Below are 22,879 nucleotides of genomic sequence, written 5' to 3'. Positions count from 1 at the left end.
GGCCGGTCGGCGGCGCGTCGGTGCAGGTCAGCGGCGTTCGCGTGCGAGCTGCTCGTAGAAGTCCAGGAGGGTGACGTCGTCCACGGACCCGGGGTTGACGGCCTTTTCCAGGGGGGTGCCCTGGAGGAGGCGCTTGACGGGGACCTCGATGCGCTTGCCGGTGAGGGTGTGGGGGATGCCGCGGACCTCTATGACCTCGTCGGGGACGTGGCGCGGGGAGAGCTGCTCGCGGATGGTGTGCTTGATGCGGTCGAGGAGCGCGTCGTCGAGGGTGGCGCCGGGTGCGAGGTGGACGAAGAGCGGCATCCAGTAGCCGCCGTCGGGCTGTTCGACGCCGATGACGAGGGATTCGCGGATCTCGGGGAGGCGTTCGACGGCCTCGTAGATGTCGGCGGAGCCCATGCGGACGCCCTGGCGGTTGAGGGTGGAGTCGGAGCGGCCGTGGATGACGACGGTGCCGCGTGAGGTGAGGGTGATCCAGTCGCCGTGCCGCCAGACGCCGGGGAACATCTCGAAGTAGCTCTCGCGGTAGCGGCTGCCGTCGGGGTCGTTCCAGAAGCGGACCGGCATCGAGGGCATGGGGTTGGTGACGACGAGCTCGCCGACCTCGTCGGTGACGGGCTTGCCGTGCGCGTCCCAGGCCTGCAGGTCGGTGCCCAGGCAGGGGGCCTGGAGCTCGCCGATATACACGGGGAGGGTGGGGACGGCGCCCGCGAAGCAGCTGCAGACGTCGGTGCCGCCGCTGACGGAGGCGATCCACATGTCGCGGCCGTCCTCGCCGTCCTCGTGGAAGGCGTCGTGGATCCAGCGGAAGCCGTCGGGCGGCAGCGGGGAGCCGGTGGTGGCGACGCAGCGGACGGTGGAGAGGTCGAAGTCGCGGGCGGGGTGGACGCCGGCCTTGCGGCAGGCCATGACGTAGGCGGCGGAGGTGCCGAAGAGGGTGGCCCCGGTGCGTTCGGCGATGCGCCACTGGGCGGCGGTGTCGGGGTGGCCGGGGCTGCCGTCGTAGAGGACGACGGTGGAGCCGACCAGGAGGCCGGACACGAGGAAGTTCCACATCATCCAGCCGGTGGACGTGTACCAGAAGAAGCGGTCGCCGGGGCCGAGGTCGCAGTGCAGGGCGAGCTGCTTGAGGTGTTCGAGGAGGATGCCGCCCTGGGACTGGACGATGGCCTTGGGCAGGCCGGTGGTGCCGGAGGAGTAGAGCACCCACAGGGGGTGGTCGAAGGGGACCTGCTCGAAGACCGGTTCGGTGTCCGAGGCCGTCAGGGCGTCCCATTCCAGCGTGCCCTCGGGGGCGGGGGTGCCGAGCAGCGGGATGTGGACGACCGCGCGCAGGGTGGGCAGTTCGGCGCGCAGCTCGGCGACGACGTCGGCGCGTTCGTGGCGCTTGCCGCCGTAGTGGTAGCCGTCGACGGTGAACAGGACGACGGGCTCGACCTGCTGGAAGCGGTCCAGGACGCTGCGGGCGCCGAAGTCGGGGGCGCAGGAGGTCCACACGGCGCCGACGGCGGCGGTGGCGAGGAGGGCGACGACGGCCTGCGGGATGTTGGGCAGGTAGCCGCTGACGCGGTCGCCGGGGCGTACGCCGAGGCGGCGCAGTTCGGCGGTCAGCGAGCCGACCTGGCGGCGGAGCTCGCTCCAGGTGACGGGGCGCGGCTCGTGGGTCTCGTCGACGTGGAGCAGGGCGGCCTCGCCGGCCCGGGCGGGGTCCTGGGAGGCGCGCAGGGCGTGCTCGGCGTAGTTGAGGGTGGCGCCGGGGAACCACTGGGCGCCGGGCATGTCGCGGTCGCCGAGCACCCGCTCGTAGGGGGTGGCGAAGCGGACGTCGCACCATTCGGTGACGGCCTGCCAGAAGCGCTCGAGCTCCTCCACCGACCAGCGGTGCAGTGCGCGGTAGCTCGCCGCGGGGTCGCCGGGGACGGGGGCGGGCGCGCCGTGCCGGTCCGCGGCCCAGGCGTGGAAGCGGGTGACCTGCGCGCGGTCGATGCGGTCCGCGCCGGGGGTCCACAGGGGCTCCGGCCGGTCGGCGGGCTGCGGTGCGGTGGTCATGGCTGCTCCCGGGCTTCTGCGCGTCGTGGGCGGCGCCGCGCGCACGGCGGGGTGTGCGCGCGGGCGTGACTGACCAGGACGATGCCATGTGATCGACTCGTGCACCAGGGTTGGCGCCGCAGATCACGTCGGTGGGGGCGGCCCTGAGGGGGTGAACGGCGTATGAACGGGGGCGCGCCGGTCGGGGCCGGTGGCAGGGTGAGCGGCATGGACGCTGGTGACCTTGTGCGGTCGGAGAAGTGGATGGCGGCGTTGCGGGTGGTGGGGAGCGCTCAGGGGCTGCGGTCCGTGCGGTCGGCGTGGCGCAGGCAGCGCGTGGACGCGGTGGGGCTGCCCCGGCCGGGGGCGGGGCGGGCGCGGGTGCCGGGCGCGGTGGTGGGGGCGGACGCGGAGCCGGGCGGTGGGGTGGTGCGGTTCGCGCGGTCGTCGCTGCGGGTGCGGGTGGCGGCGGGCGGCGCGGTGTTCTGCGGCTGGGACGACGCGGCGCCGGAGCCGTCGTACGCGCTGGAGGGGCGCCTTCCGCAGGCCGACGACCGGGCGGTGCTGGAGCCGGACACCGACGGTGGCTGGCGGGTGGTGTCCGAGCGGGTGCTGGTGGTGGTGTCGCGGCACGGCGCGGTGGAGGTGCGCACGCCGGGCGGGCTGCTGCTGCGCCGTGATCTGCCGCCGCGCTGGTGGGAGCCGGAGGCGCGGGATCCGGGCGGGCCGCGGTGGACGCAGCGGTCGCAGGTGGCGGCGGACGGGCGGTTCTTCGGTCTGGGCGGCCGGTCGGCGGGGCCGCGGCTGCGGGACGGCTCGTACCGGCTGTGGAACACCGACCCGGGGGCCTTCGAGCCCGGGGAGGATCCGCTGTACATCACGATGCCGGTGCAGCTGGTGGTGGCGGACGCGGGGACGCACCTGGTGTTCCACGACAACACCTGGGACGGGCGCGTGACGCTGTGGGAGGGCGAGGAGGGCGCGGGGTCCGGGCACGACCGGCCGGGGCGCTGCGAGATCCGGATGGACGGGGGCCGCTGCGCTACTGGGTGCTGGTGGGCACGCCGGCGCGGGTGCTGCACGGCTGGGCGGCGCTGACGGGCGCGGCCGCGCTGCCGCCGTCGTGGGCGCTGGGGTATCAGCACGCCCGCTGGGGCTTCGGCAGCGAGCGGGAGGTGCGGCGGGTGGCGGAGGGGTATCTGGAGCGCGGGCTTCCGCTGTCGGCGCTGCACCTGGACATCGATCACTACCGGGGGCACCGGGTGTTCACCGTGGACCGGGAGCGGTTTCCCGATCTGCCGGGGATGGCGGCCGACCTGCGGGAGCGGGGGGTGCGGCTGGTGTCGATCGTGGATCCGGCGGTCAAGGCGGAGCCGGGGCTTGCGGTGTACGACGAGGGGGTGGCGGAGGACGCGTTCGTGAAGGACGCGCGCGGGCGCCTGGTGCGCGGCGAGGTCTGGCCGGGCGAGGCGGTGTTCCCCGACTTCACCGATCCCGGCGTGCGCCGCTGGTGGGGCGGGCTGTACCAGGAGCGGCTGGCGCAGGGCTTCGCCGGGTTCTGGCACGACATGAACGAGCCGGTGTCCTTCGCCGCGTTCGGCGATCCGACGCTGCCGCGGTCGTCCCGGCACGCGTTGGAGGGGCGGAGCGGCGACCACCGTGAGGCGCACAACGTCTACGGGCTGACGATGGCGCGGGCCGGCTACGAGGGGCTGCGCGCGCTGCGGCCGGACGAGCGGCCCTTCCTCTTCTCGCGCTCGGGCTGGGCGGGCATGCAGCGGTACGGCGGCACATGGTCGGGCGACGTGGCGACGGGATGGCCGGGGCTGCGGGCCTCGCTGGCGCTGGTGCTGGGGCTGGGGCTGTGCGGAGTGCCGTATTCGGGGCCGGACATCGGGGGGTTCACCGGGTTTCCCTCTCCCGAGCTGTTCCTGCGGTGGTTCCAGCTGGGAGCGTACCTGCCGTTGTTCCGTACCCACGCGGCGATGACGGCGGGGCGGCGGGAGCCGTGGGAGTTCGGCGCGGAGGTGCTCGAGCACGCGGGCGCGGCGATGCGGGAGCGGACGCGGCTGCTGCCGTACTTCGTGACGCTGGCGCATCTGGCGCAGCGCACGGGGGCGCCGTATGTGCGGCCGGTGTGGTGGCGATCGCCGGAGGACCGGGCGCTGCGCGACTGCGAGGACGAGTTCCTGCTGGGTGACGCGCTGCTGGTGGCTCCGGTGCTGGAGGCGGGGGCGGACCGTCGGGCGGTGCGGCTGCCGCGCGGGCGGTGGTACGACACGGCGACGGGCCAGGCGCACGAGGGGCCCGGCCAGGTGCTGCTGGACGCGCCGCCCTCGCGCATCCCGGTGCTGGCGCGGGCGGGTTCGGTGGTGCCGGTGGCGGGTGAGGACGGGCGGGTGGAGCTGGACGTGTGGGCGCCGGCCGCGGGGCGTACGGGCGGCGGGGTGCTGATCACGGACGCGGGGGCGGGATGGGGGCGGCCGGAGGTGGTGCGCTTCACCACGCGGGCGCGGGGCGGGGTGGTGACGGTGGAGCAGGGGGGTGCCGGAGGTGGCGTACCGGGTGCGGATGCGCGGCTGAGCCGGGGGCGAGGTGGGGGCGGGCCTCTTCCGTGCGGGGCGGTGCGGCTGGTAAGTGGAGGGTCATGCCGAGTCCTTCCGCCGTATGGCGTGTCATGACCCTGTCGCTGGCGGCTCTTCTGGCCACCGTGACGTCCGCTCCCGCCGCCGGTGCGCGGGAGCGGGCCCCCGCCCCGCCGCCGGGCTTCGTGGCGCTCGCGGACGTGGACCCGACGATCCTCCAGGAGATGCGCTACGCCACCGTCCACAACTTCACCGGCCACCGCGTCGAGGGCTACCTGCGCCCCCGCTGCCTGCTCACCCGCCCGGCCGCCGAGGCGCTGCACCGGGCGCAGCGGGTGCTGCTGCGCGAGGGCTACACGCTCAAGGTCTACGACTGCTACCGCCCGCAGCGCGCGGTGAACGACTTCGTGGCGTGGGCGAAGGACCTCGAGGACGAGCGGATGAAGACGGAGTTCTATCCGCGCGTGGAGAAGTCGCGGCTGTTCGAGGACGGCTACATCGCGGAGAAGTCGGGGCACAGCCGGGGCAGCACGATGGACCTGACGATCGTGCGGCTGCCCGCTTGGCCCACGCGGCCGTACGTGCCCGGTGAGCCGCTGGTGCCGTGCTTCGCGCCGAAGGCGGTGCGCTTCCCGGACGACTCCGTCGACATGGGCACCGGTTTCGACTGCTTCGACACCCTCTCCCACACCCTCGACCCGCGCGTGACGGGGCAGCGACGGGCGAACCGCATGCTGCTGAAGTCCACGATGGAGAACGCCGGGTTCAACAACCTCGCGGAGGAGTGGTGGCACTACACCCTGCGCGGGGAGCCGTACCCCGGCACGTATTTCGACTTCCCCGTCCGCTGAGCGCCCTCACACCGCGGCGGGGCTGCGGGCCGCCCCGCCGGCCAGCGCGTGCTCGACGACCGAGACGAGGACCTCCTTCACCGACTCTCGCTCGCGGGCGTCGCACATCATGACCGGCACCTGCGGGTCGAGGTCGAGCGCCTCGCGCACGGCCTGCTCGGAGTGGCGCTCGGCGCCGTCGAAGCAGTTGACGGCGAGGGTGAAGGCGATGCCGCGGCGCTCGAAGTAGTCGACGGCGGCGAAGCAGTCCTCCAGCCGCCGGGTGTCGGCGAGGACGACGGCGCCCAGCGCGCCCTGCGCCAGCTCGTCCCACAGGAACCAGAAGCGGTGCTGGCCGGGGGTGCCGAAGAGGTAGAGGACCAGGTCGTCGCGGAGGGTGATGCGGCCGAAGTCCATGGCGACGGTGGTGGTGCGCTTGGCCTCGACGCCGGAGGTGTCGTCGACCGGCCGGCTCGCCTCGGTGAGCAGTTCCTCGGTGCGCAGCGGCTTGATCTCGCTGATGGCGCCGACCAGGGTGGTCTTGCCCACGCCGAAGCCGCCGGCGACCAGGAGCTTGAGGGCCACGGGAGTGATCGCGTTCTGTTTGCGGCGGTCAGTGCGCCCGAACACCATGGGTTCTTCCTCCGATTCAGGGTCTGTGCGTCATCGCGCTCCCCCGCGGTAGTGATCGTTCCGTAAGGGCCGCCGCTGGACAACCCCCGGCCGGCCCCGAGGCCGGCCGGGTGGGTCACAGTGCGCGCAGGGCCTCGATGACCTCGCGCAGGACGCCCTCGTCGGGCAGTTCGGCCGGCGGGACGGGGCGCGCGACGCGCACGTACCCGCCGTCGATGAGGTCGCCCACCAGCACGCGCACCACGCCGACCGGGAGGTCGAGCCCGGTGGCGAGTTCGGCGACGGACTGGGGGGCGTGCCGGACGAGACCGGCGATGTCGAGGTGTTCCGGCGACAGGGTCCGGTCGGCGGCGGCGTGCACGTCGTCGGGGTGGTCGGTGAGGAAGTCCTCGGCCACGACGAGCGCGATGAGGTCCAGCCGGTCCTCCCCGGGGCCGCGGGTGCGGCCCCGGGTCATGGTGTACGGGCGGACCACCGGGCCCGCCGCGTCGTCGTACCAATGGTCTCCGGTCATGCCGCCCGTCACTCGCCGGCGGCGCCGGCCCGCGGAGCGGTGGCCAGGTGCGCGCCCACGCGCTTGACGAGCAGCGTCATCTCGTAGGCGACCAGCCCGATGTCGGAGTCGGCGTCGGCGAGGACGGCCAGACAGCTGCCGTCGCCGGCGGCGGTGACGAAGAGGAAGGCCTGGTCGAGTTCGACCACGGTCTGGCGGACGTCGCCGGCGTCGAAGTGCCGGCCCACGCCCTTGGCGAGGCTGTGGAAGCCGGAGGCGACGGCTGCCAGGTGCTCGCCGTCCTCACGGCTGAGGTCCTTCGACGTGCCGGTGGCCAGGCCGTCGCCGGACAGGACGAGCGCCTTGCGGATGCTGCCGACCCGCTCGACGAGGTCGTCGAGGAGCCAGTTGAGCTCTCCCGTGGCGGTGGCCGGCCGGTCCGGGCCGGTTGTTGACGGAGCGTTGCGTATCGCGGCCTTCGGTGCGGTCATCGACCGTCCCCCTCAGTTGTCGTTCCTGGTGCTGGTGTGCTCGGCGGGTTCGTGTCCCCATTGTCCTCCCGGCCCCGCTGCCAGCCGCGTTGCAGGGCCGTCATCCTGGCCCGTACCTCGTCGGCGTCGCGGTCGTCCTCCGGGCCCGCCGGGTCGGGCACGGGCCGGGACCGGGCGGCGGGTTCCCTCAGCTGGGGAGCGAGGCTGGCCTGGCGTACGCGGCGGGGCAGTCCGCCGCTCGGGGTGTCCTCCCGTGCCGCGCCGTCCGCCGGCCGGCGCCTGCGGCGCGGCAGCGGGGCGGGGCCGTCGTCCGCCTGCTGGTGCTCGCCGCCGGTCGGGGGCTCCTGGGCCAGGCGGCGCAGGATGCCGCCGACCGTGCCGCCGCCGGAGCCGTCCGTGCCGTCGCCCGGCCCGGCCTCGTACGGGGAGGGCGTGGCGTCCATGTCGAAGAGGCCGTCGAGGGCCGGTCCGTTCACCGGGCCGGGCTCCTCCCGGTAGGGGAGGGCCGGCGCCGCGCGCTCGGCGCCGGCCCTCGGCCGTGCGACGGGGCGGGGGCCGGTGTCCTCGTCGATGAGCGCCGCCGTGCGGGCGGGCTCGGTCTGGGTGAGCAGCGTGGCGGGGAGGAACACGACGGCCGTGGTGCCGCCGTAGGGGGAGGTCTGCAGCGAGACGCGCACGCCCTGGCGCTGGGCGAGCCGGCTGACCACGAACAGGCCGAGGCGGTCGGTGTCGGACAGCTCGAACTCGGGCGTCTCGGCGAGGCGGAGGTTGGCCTCGCCGAGGGCCTCGGGGCTCATGCCCAGGCCGCGGTCGTGGATCTCGAGGGTGAAGCCGTTGGCGACGCGCTCGCCGTGCACCTGGACGGCGGTGTGCGGCGGGGAGAAGACGGTGGCGTTCTCCAGGAGTTCGGCCAGGAGGTGGGTGAGGTCGGCGACGGCCGGGCCGCTCAGGGCCAGCCGGGGCAGGCGGCGCACCTCGATGCGCTCGTAGGCCTCGACCTCGCCGACGGCGGCGCGGACGACGTCCATGAGCCGCACGGGCCTGCGCCACTGCCGGGAGGGGGTGGCGCCGGAGAGGATCACCAGGCCCTCGGCGTGGCGGCGCATGCGGGTGGTGAGGTGGTCGAGGCGGAAGAGATCGGCGAGGTGGTCGGTGTCCTCGGTGCGGCGCTCCATGGCGTCGAGCAGGGCCAGCTGACGGTGCAGCAGGACCTGGCTGCGGCGGGCGAGGTTGACGAAGACGGCGGAGACGCCGCGGCGCATATCGGCCTGCTTGACGGCGGCCTCCACGGCGGCCCGCTGCAGGGTGTTGAGGGCCTGGCCGACCTGGCCGAGCTCGTCGGGGCCGTACGCCAGGCGGGGGGCCTCGGTCTCCACGTCGACCCGCTCGCCGGCGGCGAGGCGGCGCATCACGGCGGGCAGCCGGACCCCGGAGACCTCGTGGGCCTCCTTGCACAGCCGGCGCAGGTCCCGGACCAGGCCGCGGCCGACGCGCAGGGAGATGACGAGCGAGCAGACCAGGGCCGCGAGGCCGAGGACGCCGGCCACCGCGGCCTTGGTCAGGACGCCGATGGCGACGGGCTCCACGCGGTCGCCGAAGCGGTCGCTGGCCTCGGTCCCCATCCGGCCGAGGTCCTCGAGGACGGGCGTGACGGCGGCCTGCCAGCGCTGGGCGTCGATGATGTGGACCGCGCGCGAGGCGCCGGCGAGGACCACGGCGTCCTCGGCCGCGCGCAGGGTCTGGGCGTCGCCGCCGCGCCAGTAGTCGTCGTAGGTCTTCTGGTCGGCGACGGGCAGCAGCGCCAGGTTGGTGCTGTAGAGGATGCGGCGCTCGGCGACGCGGTCGGAGAAGGCGCGCAGATCCTGGCGGCTCATGCTGCCGGCGGCGAGGGCGGAGGCGAGCAGGGCGTCCTCGCGGGAGACCGCCTCGCGGGCGCGGGTCAGGCCGACCAGGGCGCGGCCCTGCTTGTCCATGTCGGCGTCCTGCAGGGCGCTGAGGCTGCCGAGGAAGTCGTAGTAGGGCTCGATGAGCTCGTTGTAGGCCTGGAAGGCGCTGTAGCGGGTGATGGTGTCGTCCTCGACCCGGCGGCGCAGGCCCTCGATGCTGTCGAGGCTCTTCTCGATGGCGCGGAAACGCTTCGCCGAGTCGTCGCTCATGTCGTCGCGCACGCCGCCCTCGACGCCGGCGCGGAAGGAGGCGACCGTCCTGTCGGTGCCGCGCTGCAGGGAGCGCAGCTCGGCCAGGGCGTCGGCGCGGCGGGGGTCGGCGAGGTGGACGAGCGTCTGGCGGCGCTCCTTCTGCAGGGCCCGGGCCATGTCCTCGGCGGGGTAACCGACCTTGCGCATCACGTCGGCGACGGAGAGCAGCTGGGCGGCCTCGGTGCCGGTGATGACCGTGGCGAAGACCCACAGCCCGGTGAGCGACACCAGGGGCACCAGCAACAGCGCCACGATCTTCCGGCGGATCGACTTCGCGCGAAAGCGCATGGCCTCCCCTACGTCAACCCCGGCGCACGGGGGTGGTGTTCCGACAGTAATGCGGCGTGAGCCTACTACTGCGGGGTACGTGACTCGAAGGCCAGTGCGGCGGACGGACGGTGGTCTGGCCGGAATTCCCCCGCACGCCGGAATTCGTCCCGGCACGGGAACCTCCGGGCGCCGCCGTTCGCTCATAGTTTCCGGGTGCTTTTGGGGAACGCCCGGGTGGGGCAGCCACTGGGGGAGGTGAGCCGCCGATGGACCACGATCACCGCACGCGCGACGTCCCGTCGTACGGTGCGCGCCGGCCGCTGTGGGTCGAGGAGCCGGCCCGCAGACCGCGGATGCCCGATCCCGTGCGGTCCTCCGCCGTGCGCGCGGGTCTGATCATCGCGGTGACACTCGTGGTGACCCTGGTGACGATACTGTTCGCGCTCGCCGGCTCCTGGTACGCGTTCCCGGCCGTGCTGTGCGCGGTGGCCAGCACGGTGGCGGCGACCTGGGCCGTGCTCGACGTGTGGGTGACGCGTCAGGTGTGGCTCCAGCGGCACGGCGTGGTGTCCGTGCCGAGCAGCACCGCGCGGCCCGTACGCGGCACACGGAGCCCGCGCTTCCCCTGACGGATCGTCCGCCGGGGAGGCGCGGGCTCCGCGCGGCCCGCTACCGCCCGGCCGGCACCGCCCCGGTCGGCGCCGTCTCCTCCATGGGGCGGCGGAACATCCGCGTCGCCGTGATCTCGCCGTGCACCTTCTCGGCCGCCCCGTCCTCGCCGGCCCGCTGCTGGGGAAGCCCCGGCCGCAGGTGCTCCTCGACGCTGATGTACTTCAGGCCCGCCCGCAGGTCCGCGTCGTTGCGCAGACGGATGACCAGCGGGAACTCCGCCAGGGCCGTGGTGTCGAAGAGACCGGTGGTGTAGAGCAGCTGGACGCCCAGCGCGTCCGCGACGGCCCGCTGAAGCTCCAGCAGATAGGTGGCGTTGGCCCGGCCGATGGGGTTGTCCAGGAACAGCGTGCCCGCGTGCCGCTGCTTGTCGCGGCCCCGGTCGTTGCTGCGCAGCGCGGCCATGGTGCAGTACAGCGCGATGGCGGCGGTCAGCAGCTGGCCGCCGGAGAACACGTCGCCCATCTGCCGGACCGGCACGCGCTCGGCGCGCAGCACCGCGTCCGGCTTGAGGATCTCCACGGCCACGCCGCGCGGCAGCAGCGCCGCCTGCACGCCGCGCAGCAGCAGCGACATGCCGTCGCGGCGCAGGTCGGAGTTCTTCTTCACCGCCGAGCGGGTGGCCTCGTCGATGACCTCGCCCAGGCGCTCGGTGAGCGTGGCCTGGTCGGGGTCCTCGAAGCGGATGCGCAGGAACTCCTGGCCCGACCACTCCCCCAGCCCCTCGGGCAGCCGGGACAGGCGCTGCGCCGAACGCAGCGTGGTCAGCGAGGACTCCACCAGGCCGCGCAGCCGGTCGACGATGCTGTCGCGGTTGCGCTCCAGCTGCTCCAGCTCGTCGGTCAGCACGCGCAGACGGGGTGCGAAGGCCTCCGCCCAGGCGGCGGCGTGCTCGGGCAGCGCCGCGGCGGGCAGCTCGCGGATCTGCTGGCGGGCCGGGGTGCGCACCTGCTCGTAGCGGGTGGAGTTGGCGTGGCGGACGAGCACGTCGCCAGCCTCGCGGACCGAGGCCTCGGCCGCCGACAGGTCGCCCGCGCAGCCGCGCAGCGAGCGCCGGGCCTCGGCCGCCGCCTGCCGGGCCTCCTCGAGGGATCCGGCGTACGGCTCGGGCGACTCGGCGCCCTCCTCCGGGGAGTTGTCCCGCAGCAGGTCGCGCAGCAGCGCCGCCGTGTCGTCGAAGCCGCCGGCCGCGTCCTCCGCCGAGCGGTGGGCGCGCAGCAGGTCGGCGTGGACGGTACGGGCGGTCTGCAGCGCGTCGGTGCGGGCGGCGAGCTCGGCGGTGGCGGTGCGCAGCAGCTCCCTGGCCCGCTCGGCGTCGGCGGGCACGAGCTCCTCGGGAAGCTCGGTGTGGGCGTCGCCGTCGGCGGGGGCCAGCCGCTCGGCCTCGCCGCGCAGCCGGCCCAGCTGCTCGCTGGCGGTGGACGCGCGGGTCTCCAGCATCTGCACCAGCGACTCGGCGCGGGCCGCCGCGGCCTGGCGGGACGGCCCGTCGGCGCCGTCGGTGCCCTCCAGGAGCTGGGCGGCGCGGGTGCGCACCTTGTTGGTCAGGCGGTCGAGCTCGGCGCGGGCGGCGCTCTCGTCGCTCTCGGCGCGGGCCTGCTCGGCGCGCAGGTCGGCGCCGACGCCGACCTTCTCGTACAGCTGCGAGGCGGCGCGGTAGGCCTCGCGCAGGGCGGGCAGGGAGATGGCGGGCGGCTGTGCGCCGTCGCCCATCTCGTCGGGGGCGCCCGCGATCTCCGCGCGCTCGGCGCGCAGCGCGCGGGCCGTGCGGCGCGCGTCGTCGGCGGCGCGCTGGGCGGCGCGGCGGTCCTCGTCCGCGGCGCGGGCGCGGTCCACGCACGCCTCGGCGCGCTCCTCGGCCTCGGCGGCCTCCTCGGCGAGTTCGCGCGCCCGGCTCTGCCAGTTGGCGCGCTCGCGCAGCCGGTAGGCGAGGCCGGCGAGAGCGTCGGCGACCCGGCGGGCGCGCTGGGCCGTCTCCTGCCGCTCGTCGCGCACCCGGGCCGTCTCGGCGGCACTCTCCTCCGCCTCGGCGCGGAGGGTACGGGCCTCGGCGAGGACCTCCCGCGCGGCGTCGGCGGCCGTACGCGCCCGCCCGGCCGCGTCCGCCAGCTCGGCGAGGCGGCCGGCCGGGCAGCCGGCCCGCCAGGACGCGAGGCGGGCGGCGAGCGTGCGGTCGCCGGTCAGCCGGGCCGCCACCGCGCGGATCTCCTCGTCGCGGGCCATGGCCCGCTCGCGGGCGTGCCGCTCCTCGTCGGCGGCGCGCTCGTCGTGCATGGCGGGGTTCGGCGGCACCAGGAAGACGCCCGTCTCCCCGCGTCCCGGGCCGGGGCGGGGGCGAGCAGCGCGGCGGCGGTGCCGACGGCCACGGCGGAGCGCGGCAGCAGGGAGGCCGCGCCGAGGACCTCGCGGGCGCGGGCGTGGGAGCCGGCGTCGGTGATGACGACGCCGTCGACGAGCTCGGGGCGGGCGGCCAGGACGGCGGCGTGCCGGGGGGTCGACGGACTGGGCGAGGTAGCGCCAGCCGGGCAGGGCGGGGATGCCGTGCTCGCCGAGGAACTCGACGGCGGCCAGCACGTCGGCGCTGGGCGGCAGCAGGCCGCCGTCGCCCAGCGCGCCCAGGATGCGGGAGTCGTCGGCGGCCGCGGTCCGCAGCTCGAACAGCTGCCGCTCGGCGGCGGCGACGTTGTCGTCGAGCAGCTCCCGCAGCGCGTCGGCGTTGCGGTCCAGCTCCTCGGCGGTCAGGGACGCCTCCCCGGCCGGCGCGTCCGCGTCACCGGCGGCGCGCTGCCCCGGCACCCGGCCGGCGGCCGCCGGCTGCGGCAGGCCCAGCAGCTCGATCAGGCGCCGGTCGGAGCCGATCGACTCGGCGGCGCGGCGCTCGGCGTCGTACGCGGTCTCCGCGGCGCTCGCGGCGTCGGCGGCGCGGGCCGCGGACAGCTCGGCGCGGCTCTCGGCGGCCGAGGCCTCCTTGGCACGGTCGGCGGCCTGCCGGGCGGCCTCGCGGGCCGTCTCGTACGCGGCGACGGCGGGCTTCTCGGCGTCGCTGGCGGCGAGCGCGGCGCGCGCGGGGTCGGCGTCGGGTTCCGTGTCGTCGAGCCAGCCGGCCCTGACCGCCTCGGCGGTCTCCTGCTCGACCTCCGTCAGGCGCTGGCGGAGGTGGCCCGCCTCGCTGCGGGCGCGCTGGGCCTCGGTGGCGGCGGCGGTGGCGTCGCGGTGGGCGGCCTCGCTCGTCTCCTGGAGCGTCGCCGAGCGCTCCTCCTGCTCGTTGGCGAGCTGCTCGCCCTTCTCGGCGGCGGCGTTGAGGGCGCGGACGAGCTCGGCGGCCGCCTGGGCGCGGGCGGCCAGCGCCGGGGCGGCGTCGCGCTCGGCCTCGTGGATGGCGGCGGCCACGCGCGCGGAACGGTCGGCGGCGGCACGGTGGCGCAGCACGGTCTCGGCGGCCTGCCACGCGGAGTGCAGGGTGCGGGCGTCGAGGAGCTCGCGGCGCTGGGCGGCGGCGGCCTTCTCGGCGGCGGCGAGCGCGAGGGAGGCGTGCCGGTAGGCGATCTCGGCGGCCACGAGGGAGGTGCGGTCGCGCTCGGCGTCGGCGTCGGTGACGGCGTGCGCGGCGGCGGCGACCTGCCCGGCCAGCTCGGCGGCGCGGCCGCGCTCCTCGGCGCCGCGCGCGGAGAGCCGGCGGGCCAGGACGCGGGTACGGCGCTCGGCGCCCGCGTGCACGCCGCGCGCCTGCTCGCGCCGGTCGGCGCACTCGGCGATGCGCGAGAGCAGCTCGAGGGAGCCGGCGGTGAAGTCCCGCTCGGCGGTCAGCTCGGCCCGGCGGCCCAGCTTGTGGGCGAAGCCGTGCACGAGGTCGGCGAGGCCGTCGGTGTCACGGGTGTCGGTGACCGCGCGCAGCAGCAGGTCGGTGAAGTCGGAGTCGTTCTTGACGGCGAAGAGGCCGGCGGCCTCGCCCTCGTCGGCGTTCATCTCGCGCTGGTAGCGGAAGAGCTCGGGGTCCAGGCCGAGCTCGCCGAGGTGCTCGTTCCAGCGCTCGTGGACCTCCTCCCAGACCACGTCCAGGTTGGGGTAGGCCTTGCCGGCCTCGGTGAGGGCGTCGCGGAAGCCCTTCATGGTGCGGCGGCGGCCGCGCGCTCCGGAGCCGCCGTCCGCCCTGGGGCGCATCGCGGAGGACTCGGCGACCGGCAGCGAGTCGAGGCTGAGCCCGGGGCCGGGGCGGAAGGAGTACCAGGCCTCGGCGAACTTGCGCGGGTCGTTGGAGACCTGGCGGCCGCGCCACTCGCTGACCTTGCCCACCACGACGGACTCGCCGGTGAGGACGTGCTGCCACTCCAGGGCGACGTGCCCGCAGTCGTCGGCGAGGAGGAACTTGCGCAGCACGCCGGAGCTGGCGCCGCCCAGGGTGTTGCGGTGGCCGGGCAGCATCACCGAGAAGATCAGCTTGAGCAGTACGGACTTGCCGCCGCCGTTCTCCAGGAAGAGCACGCCCGCGGGCGCGGGGCGGCGCGGCGGGCCGACGGGCTCGTCCTCGAAGAACTCCGCCTGCGTGGGCGCGGGGGAGGGCACGGGCGCGCCCACTCCGCGCAGGTCCAGCACGGTGTCGGCGTAGCGCGCACCGGCCGGCCCGATGGAGTAGAGGCGGACCCGGGACAGCTCGTACATGGCGGCGGACTCTCGTGTAGCGGTGGGTCGGGCGGAGGGGGCGGGGCCGTCAGGCGGAGTGGAAGGGCAGACCGGCGTCGGCGACCAGGTCGAGGTCGTCGGCGTCGTCCGGCGGCAGCAGCGTGGCGCTGCCGTCGGCCACCGGCACGATGCCCAGCTCCAGCAGCTCGGTCATGGCGGCGGTGCCGGCCATGTCGCGGACCTGGAGCTGGTAGCGGGCGGTGGTGCGGTACGTGCCGCCGGCGTCGTCCCCGGTGCGCTGGAGGAAGCCGGAGTCGACGAGGAAGGCGACGGCCTTGGCGATGATGCCGGTGGTCGAGCCGGCCAGGCGGCGGGCGTCCTTGGTGGCGCCGGTGGCGCTGCGGCGGGCGTAGACCCGCCAGGCGGCCTCGAGGCCGGGGGCGTCGGTGGTGGGGTCGGTGTTCTCGCCCTGGGCGGCGGCCTGCTCCTCCAGGCGGCGGCAGGCCTGGCGTACGAACGCGTCGACGCCGTTGACCGTGACGCGGCCGATGTAGCCGTCGTCGGCGAGGTCCTCCGGGCGCGGGAAGGCCATCGCGGCCACCGCGAGGTGGGCCACGCCGTGCAGGAAGCGGTCGCCGGAGTCGGCGGTGGCGCGGCGGGCGTAGTCGCCCATGCGGACGGCGAAGACGGAGTCCTCGGCGGCGGTGACGGCCATGCCGGCGCGGGTGGACACCTCGAGGACGACGAGGCCGAGCCCGGCGGCGACGGCGTCGGCCAGGCGGGCGAACGCCGGGTCGTCGCGGTGGCGGCGCAGCAGCTCGGCGTACTCGGCGTCGCGGGCGGGCTGCAGCTTGGGCTGCAGCCCGAAGGCGATCAGACGCGCGGCGTCGGCCGCGTCGGCCGGGGTCACCGGCGCGGTGCCGCTCGCCGGGCCGCTCGCCGCGGGGGCCTCCGCCTCGCCGACGGCGTCCGGCTGCGCCGGGAGGTCGGCGTCGTACTCAGTCACGGTTGGTGCTCCTGCTGGGGGTCCATGGGGTGAGGTTCGTTCGGCACCGCCGGCCGGACAGGGGTGGTCGCGCGCCGACGGGGCTCACGTCGCCTCCGAACGGTCCGCCGCCATGCCCACCGCGTCCAGCAGGGCCGTGCCGACGATCAGGTCGGCGCCGCCGAACTCCGGGTCGTCGAGGACGGTGCCGTCGTCGACGGCGAACAGCAGGGACTGCTCGCCCTGGCGGTAGGCCGTGCCGACCGAGGGGCTCGCGGCGTGGACGGCCAGCAGGGCGACGAGGTAGGGCAGTTCGGGGTCCTGGCGGCGGGCGTCGGCCAGGAGGCCGGAGAGGCGGCGGGGCGCGTCCGGCGGCAGGGACAGCAGCTCCATGGCGACGGCCAGCTGCTCCTCGCTGAAGCGGCTGTCGTCGGGCGTCTCGACGAGGTCCGGCTCGGGCATCTCCGCGCCGAGGTGCTCGCGCTCGGCGGGCGGGCTCAGCAGCATCTCGACGAGGTCGCCCACGCGCACCGAGACCGGCGTGCGCAGGCCCGTGCCGCGCGCGAAGAAGGCGTCCGTGACGCGGCCCGCCTGCTCGAGGGGCAGCGGCAGCAGCGGCGCCAGGAGCTGTCCGTACAGGTCGAGGCCGGCCCGGGCCGCGGGGGTGGCGAAGGCCTGCCGGTCCTGCTCGGCGCGGAAGAGCGGTCCGGCCTCCAGCAGCCGGGACTGCAGCTGGGTGTGGCGGCGGATGCAGTCCTTGACGATGTCGACGAGCTCGGCGGCCCGGCGCTTGTTCTCGGGCTCCTCCGCCTCGTCGCGCGCCTTGCGGATGTTGGTGAGGATCGCGTTCTCGTGGCGGTAGCGGTCGGCGACGTGCTCGAGCGCCTCGGCGATCATGTCGGGGACGGCGCGCAGCCAGTCCACCGCGCGGACGTTGCGCCGCGTGGCGTCGAGGGTCTTGCGGAGCGTCTCGGCGTACTGCACCGTGCGGTAGCGGGCCTGCTCGGCGGCGAGCTGGGCGTCGGCGAGACGGCCTCGGCTGATGAGGACCTCGAGCTTGACCTCGGCGGCGATCTGCGCGCTGGTGACGTCCGTGTCGAGGGCGCCGACCAGGACGTTGACGGCCTCGTCGGTGGTGCGCAGGAAGACCGTGCCGCCGGGGCCGGGGACCTCCTCGATGAGCTTGAAGTCGTAGTCGCGGCGTACGTACGCGCCGTCGGCCCCGAAGGTGCCGTAGACCGCGCGGAAGCCGCGGTCGACGCTGCCGACGTTGATGAGGTTCTCCAGGACCCAGCGGGCGACGCGCTCGTGCTCGCCGTGGGGCCGCCCGGGCGCCTGGGCGGCGACGCGCGGCTGGAGCCTGGCCACTATCTGCTCGTGGTCGGCCCCGGTGTCGAAGTCCATGGTGAGCGTGACGAGGTCGATGGCGGCCAGGGCCACCTCCGCCATGGCGTAGACGCCGTACTCGCCCGCGAGGTTGGCCTTGCGCACGTCGAGGTCGTGCAGGGGCGCGGTGCAGGCCAGCGCGCGCAGCCTGCGGGCCAGGCCCTCGTCGGCGGCCGGGCCCGGGGCTGGGCGCAGGGGCCCGTTGAGCTGGGGCGGAACGGCCGCCGGGGCTGGAGAAGTCACGTCGCACAGAGTAGGCGGTCACCCCGACAACGGACGAAACGGCACGGGCTCGCCGGGCCGCGGGGCCCGCCCGGCGACCGCCGCCCCTCACACGGCGAAAACGGACATGATGGCGATATTGCAGCCGAGCAGGATGAAGGCCGTCGGCATCTGGGCCTTGATCGGCCCGTACGGGTCCTTGAGCTCCAGCAGGGCGGCGGGCACGAAGTTGTAGTTGGCCGCCATGGGCGTCACCAGGGTGCCGCAGAAGCCGGCGAGCATCCCGACGGCGAGGACCGCCGGGGCGTTGCCGTGGTGCTGCTCGACCAGCACCGGCCAGCCGACGGCGGCGGTCAGCACGGGGAAGGCGGCGAAGGCGTTGCCCATGACGACGGTGAAGAGGAACATCCCGCAGCAGTAGGCGACGACCCCGAGGAAGGCCGACCCGTCCGGGAGCACCGTCGTGGTGATCCGGCGGACCTGCTCGCCCACCCCGGCGACGGAGAAGATGGCGCCGAGCGTGGCGAGCAGCTGCGGCAGCAGCATGGCCCACCCCATGGACTCCAGCATCGACCGCCCGGCGTGCAGCGGCGTCGAGGGGCGCCGCTCGCGCAGCATCACCATGCCGACGGCGAGCGCGACGACGGATCCGATGCCGAGCCCCAGGACGGTCTCGCTGCCCTTCTGCAGCACCGGCTCCCCGCCGACGTGGAGCTTCTTCACCCCGACCGCGCAGATCAGGGCGACGACGGGGATGGTGAGCGCGGGCACGAACAGCCGGGAGCCGTGCCGCCGCGCGCTCGCCTCCCGCTGCTCGGGGGTGACGGTACGGGCCGTGCCGCGGCCGGTGAGGCCGAAGCCCGCGAGGCAGACCATGACCAGGACCGCCGCGCCCAGCGGTTCGGCGGGCGCCGTCTTGTCGACGACCCAGGTGCTGTAGACGAACCCGGCGCCCAGCAGTCCCCAGAAGGCGGCGGTGCCCACGCGCCGGGGGTTGGTGCGGTCGGCGAGCATCTGCGCGGCCATGGCCAGGAAGAGGCTGCCGACGAGCCAGAAGAACCACTCCGCCTTGATCACTTGGCCGCTCCCGCCAGGTCCGGCTTCGCGTGTTCCAGGGTGCGGTCCAGGCGCAGCAGCCGGCAGCCGTGCACCGCGAGCGCGCACAGGGCAGTGGGGATTGCCCACAGCGCGAGCCGCAGCGGTTCCAGGTGGGTGTGGTAGGTGGTGTTGACGAAGCCGGTGATCAGAAGGATCGAGCCGACGGCCAGGAAGACGTCCTCGCCGAAGAAGAAGCCCACGTTGTCGGCGCTGGCGGCGAAGGAGCGCACCTTCTCCCGGGCCTTTTCGGTGAGCGGCCCGTGGCGTCGTTCGGCGGCGCCCTCGGCCATCGGCGCCGCCAGCGGCCGTACCGTCTGGGCGTGCCCGAAGACGCCGTTGAGGCCGAGGGCCGCGGTGATCTGCCGCAGCAGGAGGTAGAGGGCGAGGAAGCGGCCTGCGGTGAGCCCGGCGAAGCGGGTGATCAGGCGGCGGGCCTGTTCCTGGAGCCCGTAGCGCTCGAGGAGGCCGATGACCGGCAGGGTGATGGCGAAGATGGTCACCGCGCGGCTGGAGGCGAAGCCGGTGCCGAAGGCGGCCAGCACCTTCTGGGGCGACAGGCCGCCGAGCAGGCCGGTGGCGACGCCCGTGACGCCCACGACCAGCAGGGGATTGCGCCTGGTCGCGAAGCCCACCACGACCACGAGGACGCCTAACAGTACGAGCATGCGTCCGCCTTCCGCGCTCTCGGACCTCACTCGATCAGGTGAGGCGACTGGCGAGGAGGCTAAGATATTGTTCAACAATCCTCAATAGGCAATGCTGTCACCGGAATTCCCCGCGCCGGCACGGGGCCACCCGCCGCCCGGCCGCCACCGCCACCCATGGGGGACGCCATGGCCCGATCCACCGCGCAGCGCGTCGCCACGACGCTGCGCGACCGCATCGAGGGCGGCGACCTGCCGCCCGGCACCCAGCTGTCGGAGGAGGCCCTCGGACGCGACCTCGGGGTCTCCCGCAACACGCTGCGCGAGGCCTTCCGGCTGCTCGTCCACGAGAGCCTGGTGGTCCACCGGCTCAACCGCGGCGTCTTCGTACGGGTCCTGGACCCCGCCGACGTCCACGACATCTACCGGATGCGCGGCGCCCTGGAGACCGCGGGCGTCCGGGCCGCCGCCACCGCCCCCCACGCGGCCCGCGAGGCCGTCTCCGAGGCCGTGACCCGGGCCGAACAGGCCGCCCGCGAGGGCGACTGGCAGGAGGTCGGCTCCGCCGACCTGCGCTTCCACCGGGCCCTGGCGGCCCTCGCGGGCAGCGCCCGCGTCGACGCGGCCATGGACCGGCTGATGGCCGAACTGCGCCTGGCCTTCCACGAGATGCCCTCGCCGCGCCGCTTCCACGAACCGTTCATGGCACGCAACCGCACACTCGCCGCCCTCCTGGAACAGGGCGAGTACGGGCGCGCCGAGGCGGAGTTGACCACTTATCTGGATGACGCCCTCCGGCTCATCCTCGACGCGATGCGGGAGGCCGGCCGATGACGACGCCCCTGATGGAACCCGTGCTCGATCTCAACGCCGACCTCGGCGAGGGCTTCGGCCGCTGGCGCCTGACCGACGACGACACCCTGCTGTCCCTCGTCACCAGCGCCAACGTCGCCTGCGGCTTCCACGCCGGCGACCCCTCCACGATGAGATGGGTGTGCGAACGGGCGGCCGAGCGCGGCGTGCGCATCGGCGCACAGGTCTCCTACCGCGACCTCGCCGGCTTCGGCCGGCGCGCCATGGACGTGCCGCCCGACGAACTCGCCGACGAGATCACCTATCAGATCGGCGCGCTCCGCGTCTTCGCACAGGCCGCCGGGACCGACGTCACCTACGTCAAGCCGCACGGCGCGCTGTACAACCGGGTCGTGACCGACACCGAACAGGCCATGGCCGTCGTCTCCGGCATCCTGCGGGCCGGCGGCCACCTGCCCGTCCTCGGCCTGCGCGGCTCCCGCCTGCACGAGGCCGCCGAGCACGCCGGACTGCCGGTGATCTCCGAAGCCTTCGCGGACCGCGCCTACACCGCCGCCGGCACCCTCGTGCCGCGCGGGGAACCCGGCGCGGTGGTCCTCGACCCCGACTCCGTCATCGCCCGCTCGGTCCGCATGGCCTGCCTCTCCTCGGTCACCGCCCTCACCGGCGAGGAGATCCCCGTCCACGCCCGCTCGCTGTGCGTCCACGGCGACACCCCGGGAGCCGCGCTCCTCGCCCGCCGCGTGCGCGAAGGCCTGGAGGCCGCGGGCGTCCGCGTGGAGGCGTTCACATGACCGGGCCCGGGCCGGCCCCCCTGCCGACCCCCCTGCGGGCCCTGCCCGTCGGACGGCACGCCCTGCTCGTGGAGGTCGCCGGCACGCGGGAGGCCCAGGCCCTGCACGCCGAACTGCTCCGGCGCCGCGACGCCGGCACCCTGCCGCCCGTACGGGAGATCGTGCCCGCCGCGCGGACCGTCCTGCTCGACGGCCTCGCCGACCCCCGCGCCCTCGCCGCCGACCTCGCCCACTGGACGGTGCCTCCGCTGCCCGCCGCCGAGGCGCCGCCCGTCGTGCTCCCCGTGCGCTACGACGGCGCCGACCTCGCCGAGGTCGCGGCCCTGTGGGGCGTCGGCGAGGACGAGGTCGCGCGCATCCACTCCGGAACCGAGTTCCGCGTCGCCTTCTGCGGCTTCGCCCCCGGCTTCGGCTACCTCACCGGGCTGCCCGAACGGCTGCACGTGCCGCGCCGGGCCACCCCGCGCACCACCGTGCCGGCCGGCTCGGTCGGCCTCGCCGGCCCCTACACCGGCGTGTACCCGCGCTCCTCCCCCGGCGGCTGGCAGCTCATCGGCCGCACCGACGCCATCCTGTGGGACACCGGCCGCGACCCGGCCGCCCTGCTCTCCCCCGGCACCCGGGTCCGCTTCGAGGAGCGCCCGTGAACGCCCTGACCGTCGTCCGGGCCGGAGCGCTGACCACCGTCCAGGACCTGGGCCGGGCCGGGTACGCCCATCTGGGCGTACCCCGCTCCGGAGCCCTGGACGAGCCCGCCCACCGGCTCGCCAACCGGCTGGCAGGCAATCCCGTGGAGTGCGCCACGCTCGAGACCACCGTCAACGGCTGCGCCGTGCGCCCGGAAACAGCCGTCACCGCCGTCGTGACCGGCGCGCCCTGCCCCGTACGGGTCGACGGCCGCCCCGCCGCCTGGGGCGCGCCCGTGCGCGTCCCCGCCGGAGCCGTCCTCGAGGCCGGGCCGGCCGGCGCCGGGCTGCGCAGCTACCTCGCCTTCGCCGGCGGCATCGCCGTGCCGGCGGTGCTCGGCAGCCGCTCGCGGGACCTGCTGTCCTGCCTGGGGCCGGAGCCGCTGTTCGACGGCATGTCCCTGCCGCTGGGCGAGCCGTACGGGCCGCCGGCCGGCTCCGCCGCCGACGTGACGCTCTGGTCGGCGCCGCCGCCGGGGGGGCTGGTCCTACCGGTCGTGCTCGGGCCGCGCGACGACTGGTTCACGCCTGAGGCCCTGCGGACGTTCGCCGGACCCGGGTTCGTTGTCTCGCCCGCCAGCAACCGCATCGGGCTGCGTACGGAGGGGCCGGCCCTCGCCCGGGCCGCCCTTGCCGGCTCCTGCGAACTCCCTAGTGAGGGGATGCCGCTGGGCGCCGTCCAGGTCCCGCCGGACGGGCGTCCGGTGGTCTTCCTCGCCGACCACCCCACGACGGGGGGCTACCCGGTGATCGGGGTGGTGCCGGAGGCTTCGCTGGCGGTGGCGGGGCAGGCGGTGCCGGGGCTTCGGTGCGGTTCGTTCCGGTGCGGGTCTGAGGGTTGCCGGGGTTCGTGGGCTGAGCGCCGTTGTCGTGGTGCGGGGGCCGGGGCTCCGGAGGGTGTTCCGGAATCGGATATTTACGGGCCCGTCGCCGTCTCACGTGATGCGTGCCCTCACATTGGGCCCACAAATATCCGGCAGCATTCCGGAACACCCTCCTGCGCCCCCGACCCCCTCCCGTCACGTCGACGAGACGGTGCGGGCCGGTGCCCAGGGTGGGCGGGCCGGTCCCAGGGTGGGCGGGCCTCCGGATGGGTGGGCGGGCCAGTCACCAGGGGGTGCGGGCCGGCCACCAGGGTGCGGACCGGTGCCCAAGGTGGGCGGGCCTCCGGGTGCGGGCCGGTGCCCAGGGTGGGCGGGCCTTCGGGGCGCAGCAGCGCGGTGAGGTGAATGTACGGGCCACACCCGGCCCCGTGACCTGAGGGGGACCTACGCTCCCGCCCCCTCCCCGTTCCCGGATGCGGACCGGTGCTGTGGCCTGAGGGGAACCCTCCCCCTGCCGGGTGCCGCCCCGGCGGCGTGAGGGGACCCCCCCTCCCCTCCCGGGCGCGTACCCGGCGCCGTGACCTGAGGGAACCCACCCACCCCAGCC

At 75.3% G+C, this 22,879-nt stretch carries 14 protein-coding genes and 3 pseudogenes; 7 read left to right on the top strand and 10 right to left on the bottom strand.

Translation table 11 applies throughout. The features are described 5' to 3' along the window. Nucleotides 1-27 precede the first annotated feature (27 nt). A complete protein-coding gene (locus J1792_RS12865; protein WP_207247253.1) occupies nt 28-2,052 on the bottom strand; it encodes an acetoacetate--CoA ligase in 2,025 nt (674 codons plus the stop codon). Nucleotides 2,053-2,259: 207 nt separating this feature from the next. Here J1792_RS12865 and J1792_RS12860 point away from each other — a divergent pair. Both J1792_RS12860 and J1792_RS12855 read left to right on the top strand, forming a co-directional pair. After that, nucleotides 2,260-4,712: pseudogene (locus J1792_RS12860) on the top strand (glycoside hydrolase family 31 protein). Beyond that, nucleotides 4,679-5,467 carry a M15 family metallopeptidase gene (locus J1792_RS12855; RefSeq protein ID WP_242645893.1) on the top strand — a complete coding sequence of 263 codons (789 nt, stop codon included), beginning with the start codon at nt 4,679-4,681 and terminating at the stop codon, nt 5,465-5,467. Before J1792_RS12860 ends, J1792_RS12855 begins: the two are co-directional and overlap by 34 nt. Nucleotides 5,468-5,473: 6 nt before the next feature. Here the strand turns inward: J1792_RS12855 and J1792_RS12850 are convergent, their stop codons facing one another. From J1792_RS12850 to J1792_RS12835, 4 genes are all read right to left on the bottom strand, one after another. Next, entirely contained in the window at nt 5,474-6,079 is a 606-nt protein-coding gene (locus J1792_RS12850) for a GTP-binding protein (RefSeq protein ID WP_086574112.1), read from the bottom strand. A 115-nt stretch (nt 6,080-6,194) separates the two neighbouring features. After that, nucleotides 6,195-6,593: a DUF742 domain-containing protein gene (locus J1792_RS12845; RefSeq protein WP_086574113.1), complete on the bottom strand. Its 399-nt coding sequence runs from the start codon at nt 6,591-6,593 to the stop codon at nt 6,195-6,197. A gap of 8 nt (nt 6,594-6,601) precedes the next feature. Next, nucleotides 6,602-7,063, bottom strand: a complete 462-nt coding sequence (locus J1792_RS12840) for a roadblock/LC7 domain-containing protein (protein WP_086574115.1) — start codon at nt 7,061-7,063, stop codon at nt 6,602-6,604. Then, entirely contained in the window at nt 7,060-9,549 is a 2,490-nt protein-coding gene (locus J1792_RS12835) for a nitrate- and nitrite sensing domain-containing protein (RefSeq protein WP_207247252.1), read from the bottom strand. Before J1792_RS12835 ends, J1792_RS12840 begins: the two co-directional genes overlap by 4 nt. 248 nt (nt 9,550-9,797) lie before the next feature. Here J1792_RS12835 and J1792_RS12830 point away from each other — a divergent pair, with 248 nt between their 5' ends. Continuing rightward, nucleotides 9,798-10,160, top strand: coding sequence for a hypothetical protein (locus J1792_RS12830; protein WP_086574118.1), 363 nt, complete (start codon nt 9,798-9,800; stop codon nt 10,158-10,160). A 40-nt stretch (nt 10,161-10,200) separates the two neighbouring features. Here the strand turns inward: J1792_RS12830 and J1792_RS12825 are convergent. From J1792_RS12825 to J1792_RS12805, 5 genes and pseudogenes are all read right to left on the bottom strand, one after another. Further along, nucleotides 10,201-14,859: pseudogene (locus J1792_RS12825) on the bottom strand (hypothetical protein). A gap of 49 nt (nt 14,860-14,908) precedes the next feature. Further along, the gene (locus J1792_RS12820; RefSeq protein WP_372446102.1) at nt 14,909-15,826 is read right to left on the bottom strand and encodes a hypothetical protein; all 918 of its coding nucleotides are present in this window, start codon (nt 15,824-15,826) and stop codon (nt 14,909-14,911) included. Between the two features lie 84 nt (nt 15,827-15,910). Continuing rightward, nucleotides 15,911-17,434: a hypothetical protein gene (locus J1792_RS12815; protein WP_086573775.1), complete on the bottom strand. Its 1,524-nt coding sequence runs from the start codon at nt 17,432-17,434 to the stop codon at nt 15,911-15,913. A gap of 87 nt (nt 17,435-17,521) precedes the next feature. Beyond that, nucleotides 17,522-18,490 (bottom strand): DUF979 domain-containing protein, encoded by a 969-nt coding sequence (locus J1792_RS12810; protein WP_086573776.1) that lies wholly within the window; start codon nt 18,488-18,490, stop codon nt 17,522-17,524. Continuing rightward, nucleotides 18,487-19,176 carry a DUF969 domain-containing protein gene (locus J1792_RS12805; protein WP_207247251.1) on the bottom strand — a complete coding sequence of 230 codons (690 nt, stop codon included), beginning with the start codon at nt 19,174-19,176 and terminating at the stop codon, nt 18,487-18,489. The genes J1792_RS12810 and J1792_RS12805 overlap by 4 nt, the downstream gene beginning before the upstream one ends. Nucleotides 19,177-19,344: 168 nt before the next feature. On the opposite strand from J1792_RS12805, the gene J1792_RS12800 reads away from it, so the two are divergent. From J1792_RS12800 to J1792_RS12785, 4 genes and pseudogenes are all read left to right on the top strand, one after another. Beyond that, nucleotides 19,345-19,989, top strand: coding sequence for a GntR family transcriptional regulator (locus J1792_RS12800; RefSeq protein WP_086573784.1), 645 nt, complete (start codon nt 19,345-19,347; stop codon nt 19,987-19,989). Further along, on the top strand, nt 19,986-20,762 hold the full coding sequence (locus J1792_RS12795) for a LamB/YcsF family protein (RefSeq protein WP_086573779.1): 777 nt from the start codon (nt 19,986-19,988) through the stop codon (nt 20,760-20,762). Before J1792_RS12800 ends, J1792_RS12795 begins: the two co-directional genes overlap by 4 nt. Beyond that, on the top strand, nt 20,759-21,409 hold the full coding sequence (gene pxpB / locus J1792_RS12790; protein WP_086573781.1) for a 5-oxoprolinase subunit PxpB: 651 nt from the start codon (nt 20,759-20,761) through the stop codon (nt 21,407-21,409). The genes J1792_RS12795 and pxpB overlap by 4 nt, the downstream gene beginning before the upstream one ends. Then, a pseudogene (locus J1792_RS12785) lies at nt 21,406-22,283 on the top strand (5-oxoprolinase subunit C family protein). The gene pxpB and the pseudogene J1792_RS12785 overlap by 4 nt, the downstream one beginning before the upstream one ends. The last annotated feature ends 596 nt before the right edge of the window (nt 22,284-22,879 follow it).

The sequence above is a fragment of the Streptomyces triculaminicus genome, assembly GCF_017349075.1.
Taxonomy (GTDB): Bacteria; Actinomycetota; Actinomycetes; order Streptomycetales; family Streptomycetaceae; genus Streptomyces; species Streptomyces triculaminicus.
This window is presented reverse-complemented; position numbering and strand designations above follow the sequence as displayed.

What these genes read in the sequence shown, in the direction of transcription:
- J1792_RS12850 (WP_086574112.1), bottom strand. Translation starts at nt 6,079, where the DNA reads ATGGTGTTCGGGCGCACTGACCGCCGCAAACAGAACGCGATCACTCCC.
- J1792_RS12795 (WP_086573779.1), top strand. Translation starts at nt 19,986, where the DNA reads ATGACGACGCCCCTGATGGAACCCGTGCTCGATCTCAACGCCGACCTC.
- J1792_RS12840 (WP_086574115.1), bottom strand. Translation starts at nt 7,063, where the DNA reads ATGACCGCACCGAAGGCCGCGATACGCAACGCTCCGTCAACAACCGGC.
- J1792_RS12835 (WP_207247252.1), bottom strand. Translation starts at nt 9,549, where the DNA reads ATGCGCTTTCGCGCGAAGTCGATCCGCCGGAAGATCGTGGCGCTGTTG.
- J1792_RS12845 (WP_086574113.1), bottom strand. Translation starts at nt 6,593, where the DNA reads ATGACCGGAGACCATTGGTACGACGACGCGGCGGGCCCGGTGGTCCGC.
- J1792_RS12800 (WP_086573784.1), top strand. Translation starts at nt 19,345, where the DNA reads ATGGCCCGATCCACCGCGCAGCGCGTCGCCACGACGCTGCGCGACCGC.
- J1792_RS12865 (WP_207247253.1), bottom strand. Translation starts at nt 2,052, where the DNA reads ATGACCACCGCACCGCAGCCCGCCGACCGGCCGGAGCCCCTGTGGACC.
- pxpB (WP_086573781.1), top strand. Translation starts at nt 20,759, where the DNA reads ATGACCGGGCCCGGGCCGGCCCCCCTGCCGACCCCCCTGCGGGCCCTG.
- J1792_RS12805 (WP_207247251.1), bottom strand. Translation starts at nt 19,176, where the DNA reads ATGCTCGTACTGTTAGGCGTCCTCGTGGTCGTGGTGGGCTTCGCGACC.
- J1792_RS12830 (WP_086574118.1), top strand. Translation starts at nt 9,798, where the DNA reads ATGGACCACGATCACCGCACGCGCGACGTCCCGTCGTACGGTGCGCGC.
- J1792_RS12855 (WP_242645893.1), top strand. Translation starts at nt 4,679, where the DNA reads ATGCCGAGTCCTTCCGCCGTATGGCGTGTCATGACCCTGTCGCTGGCG.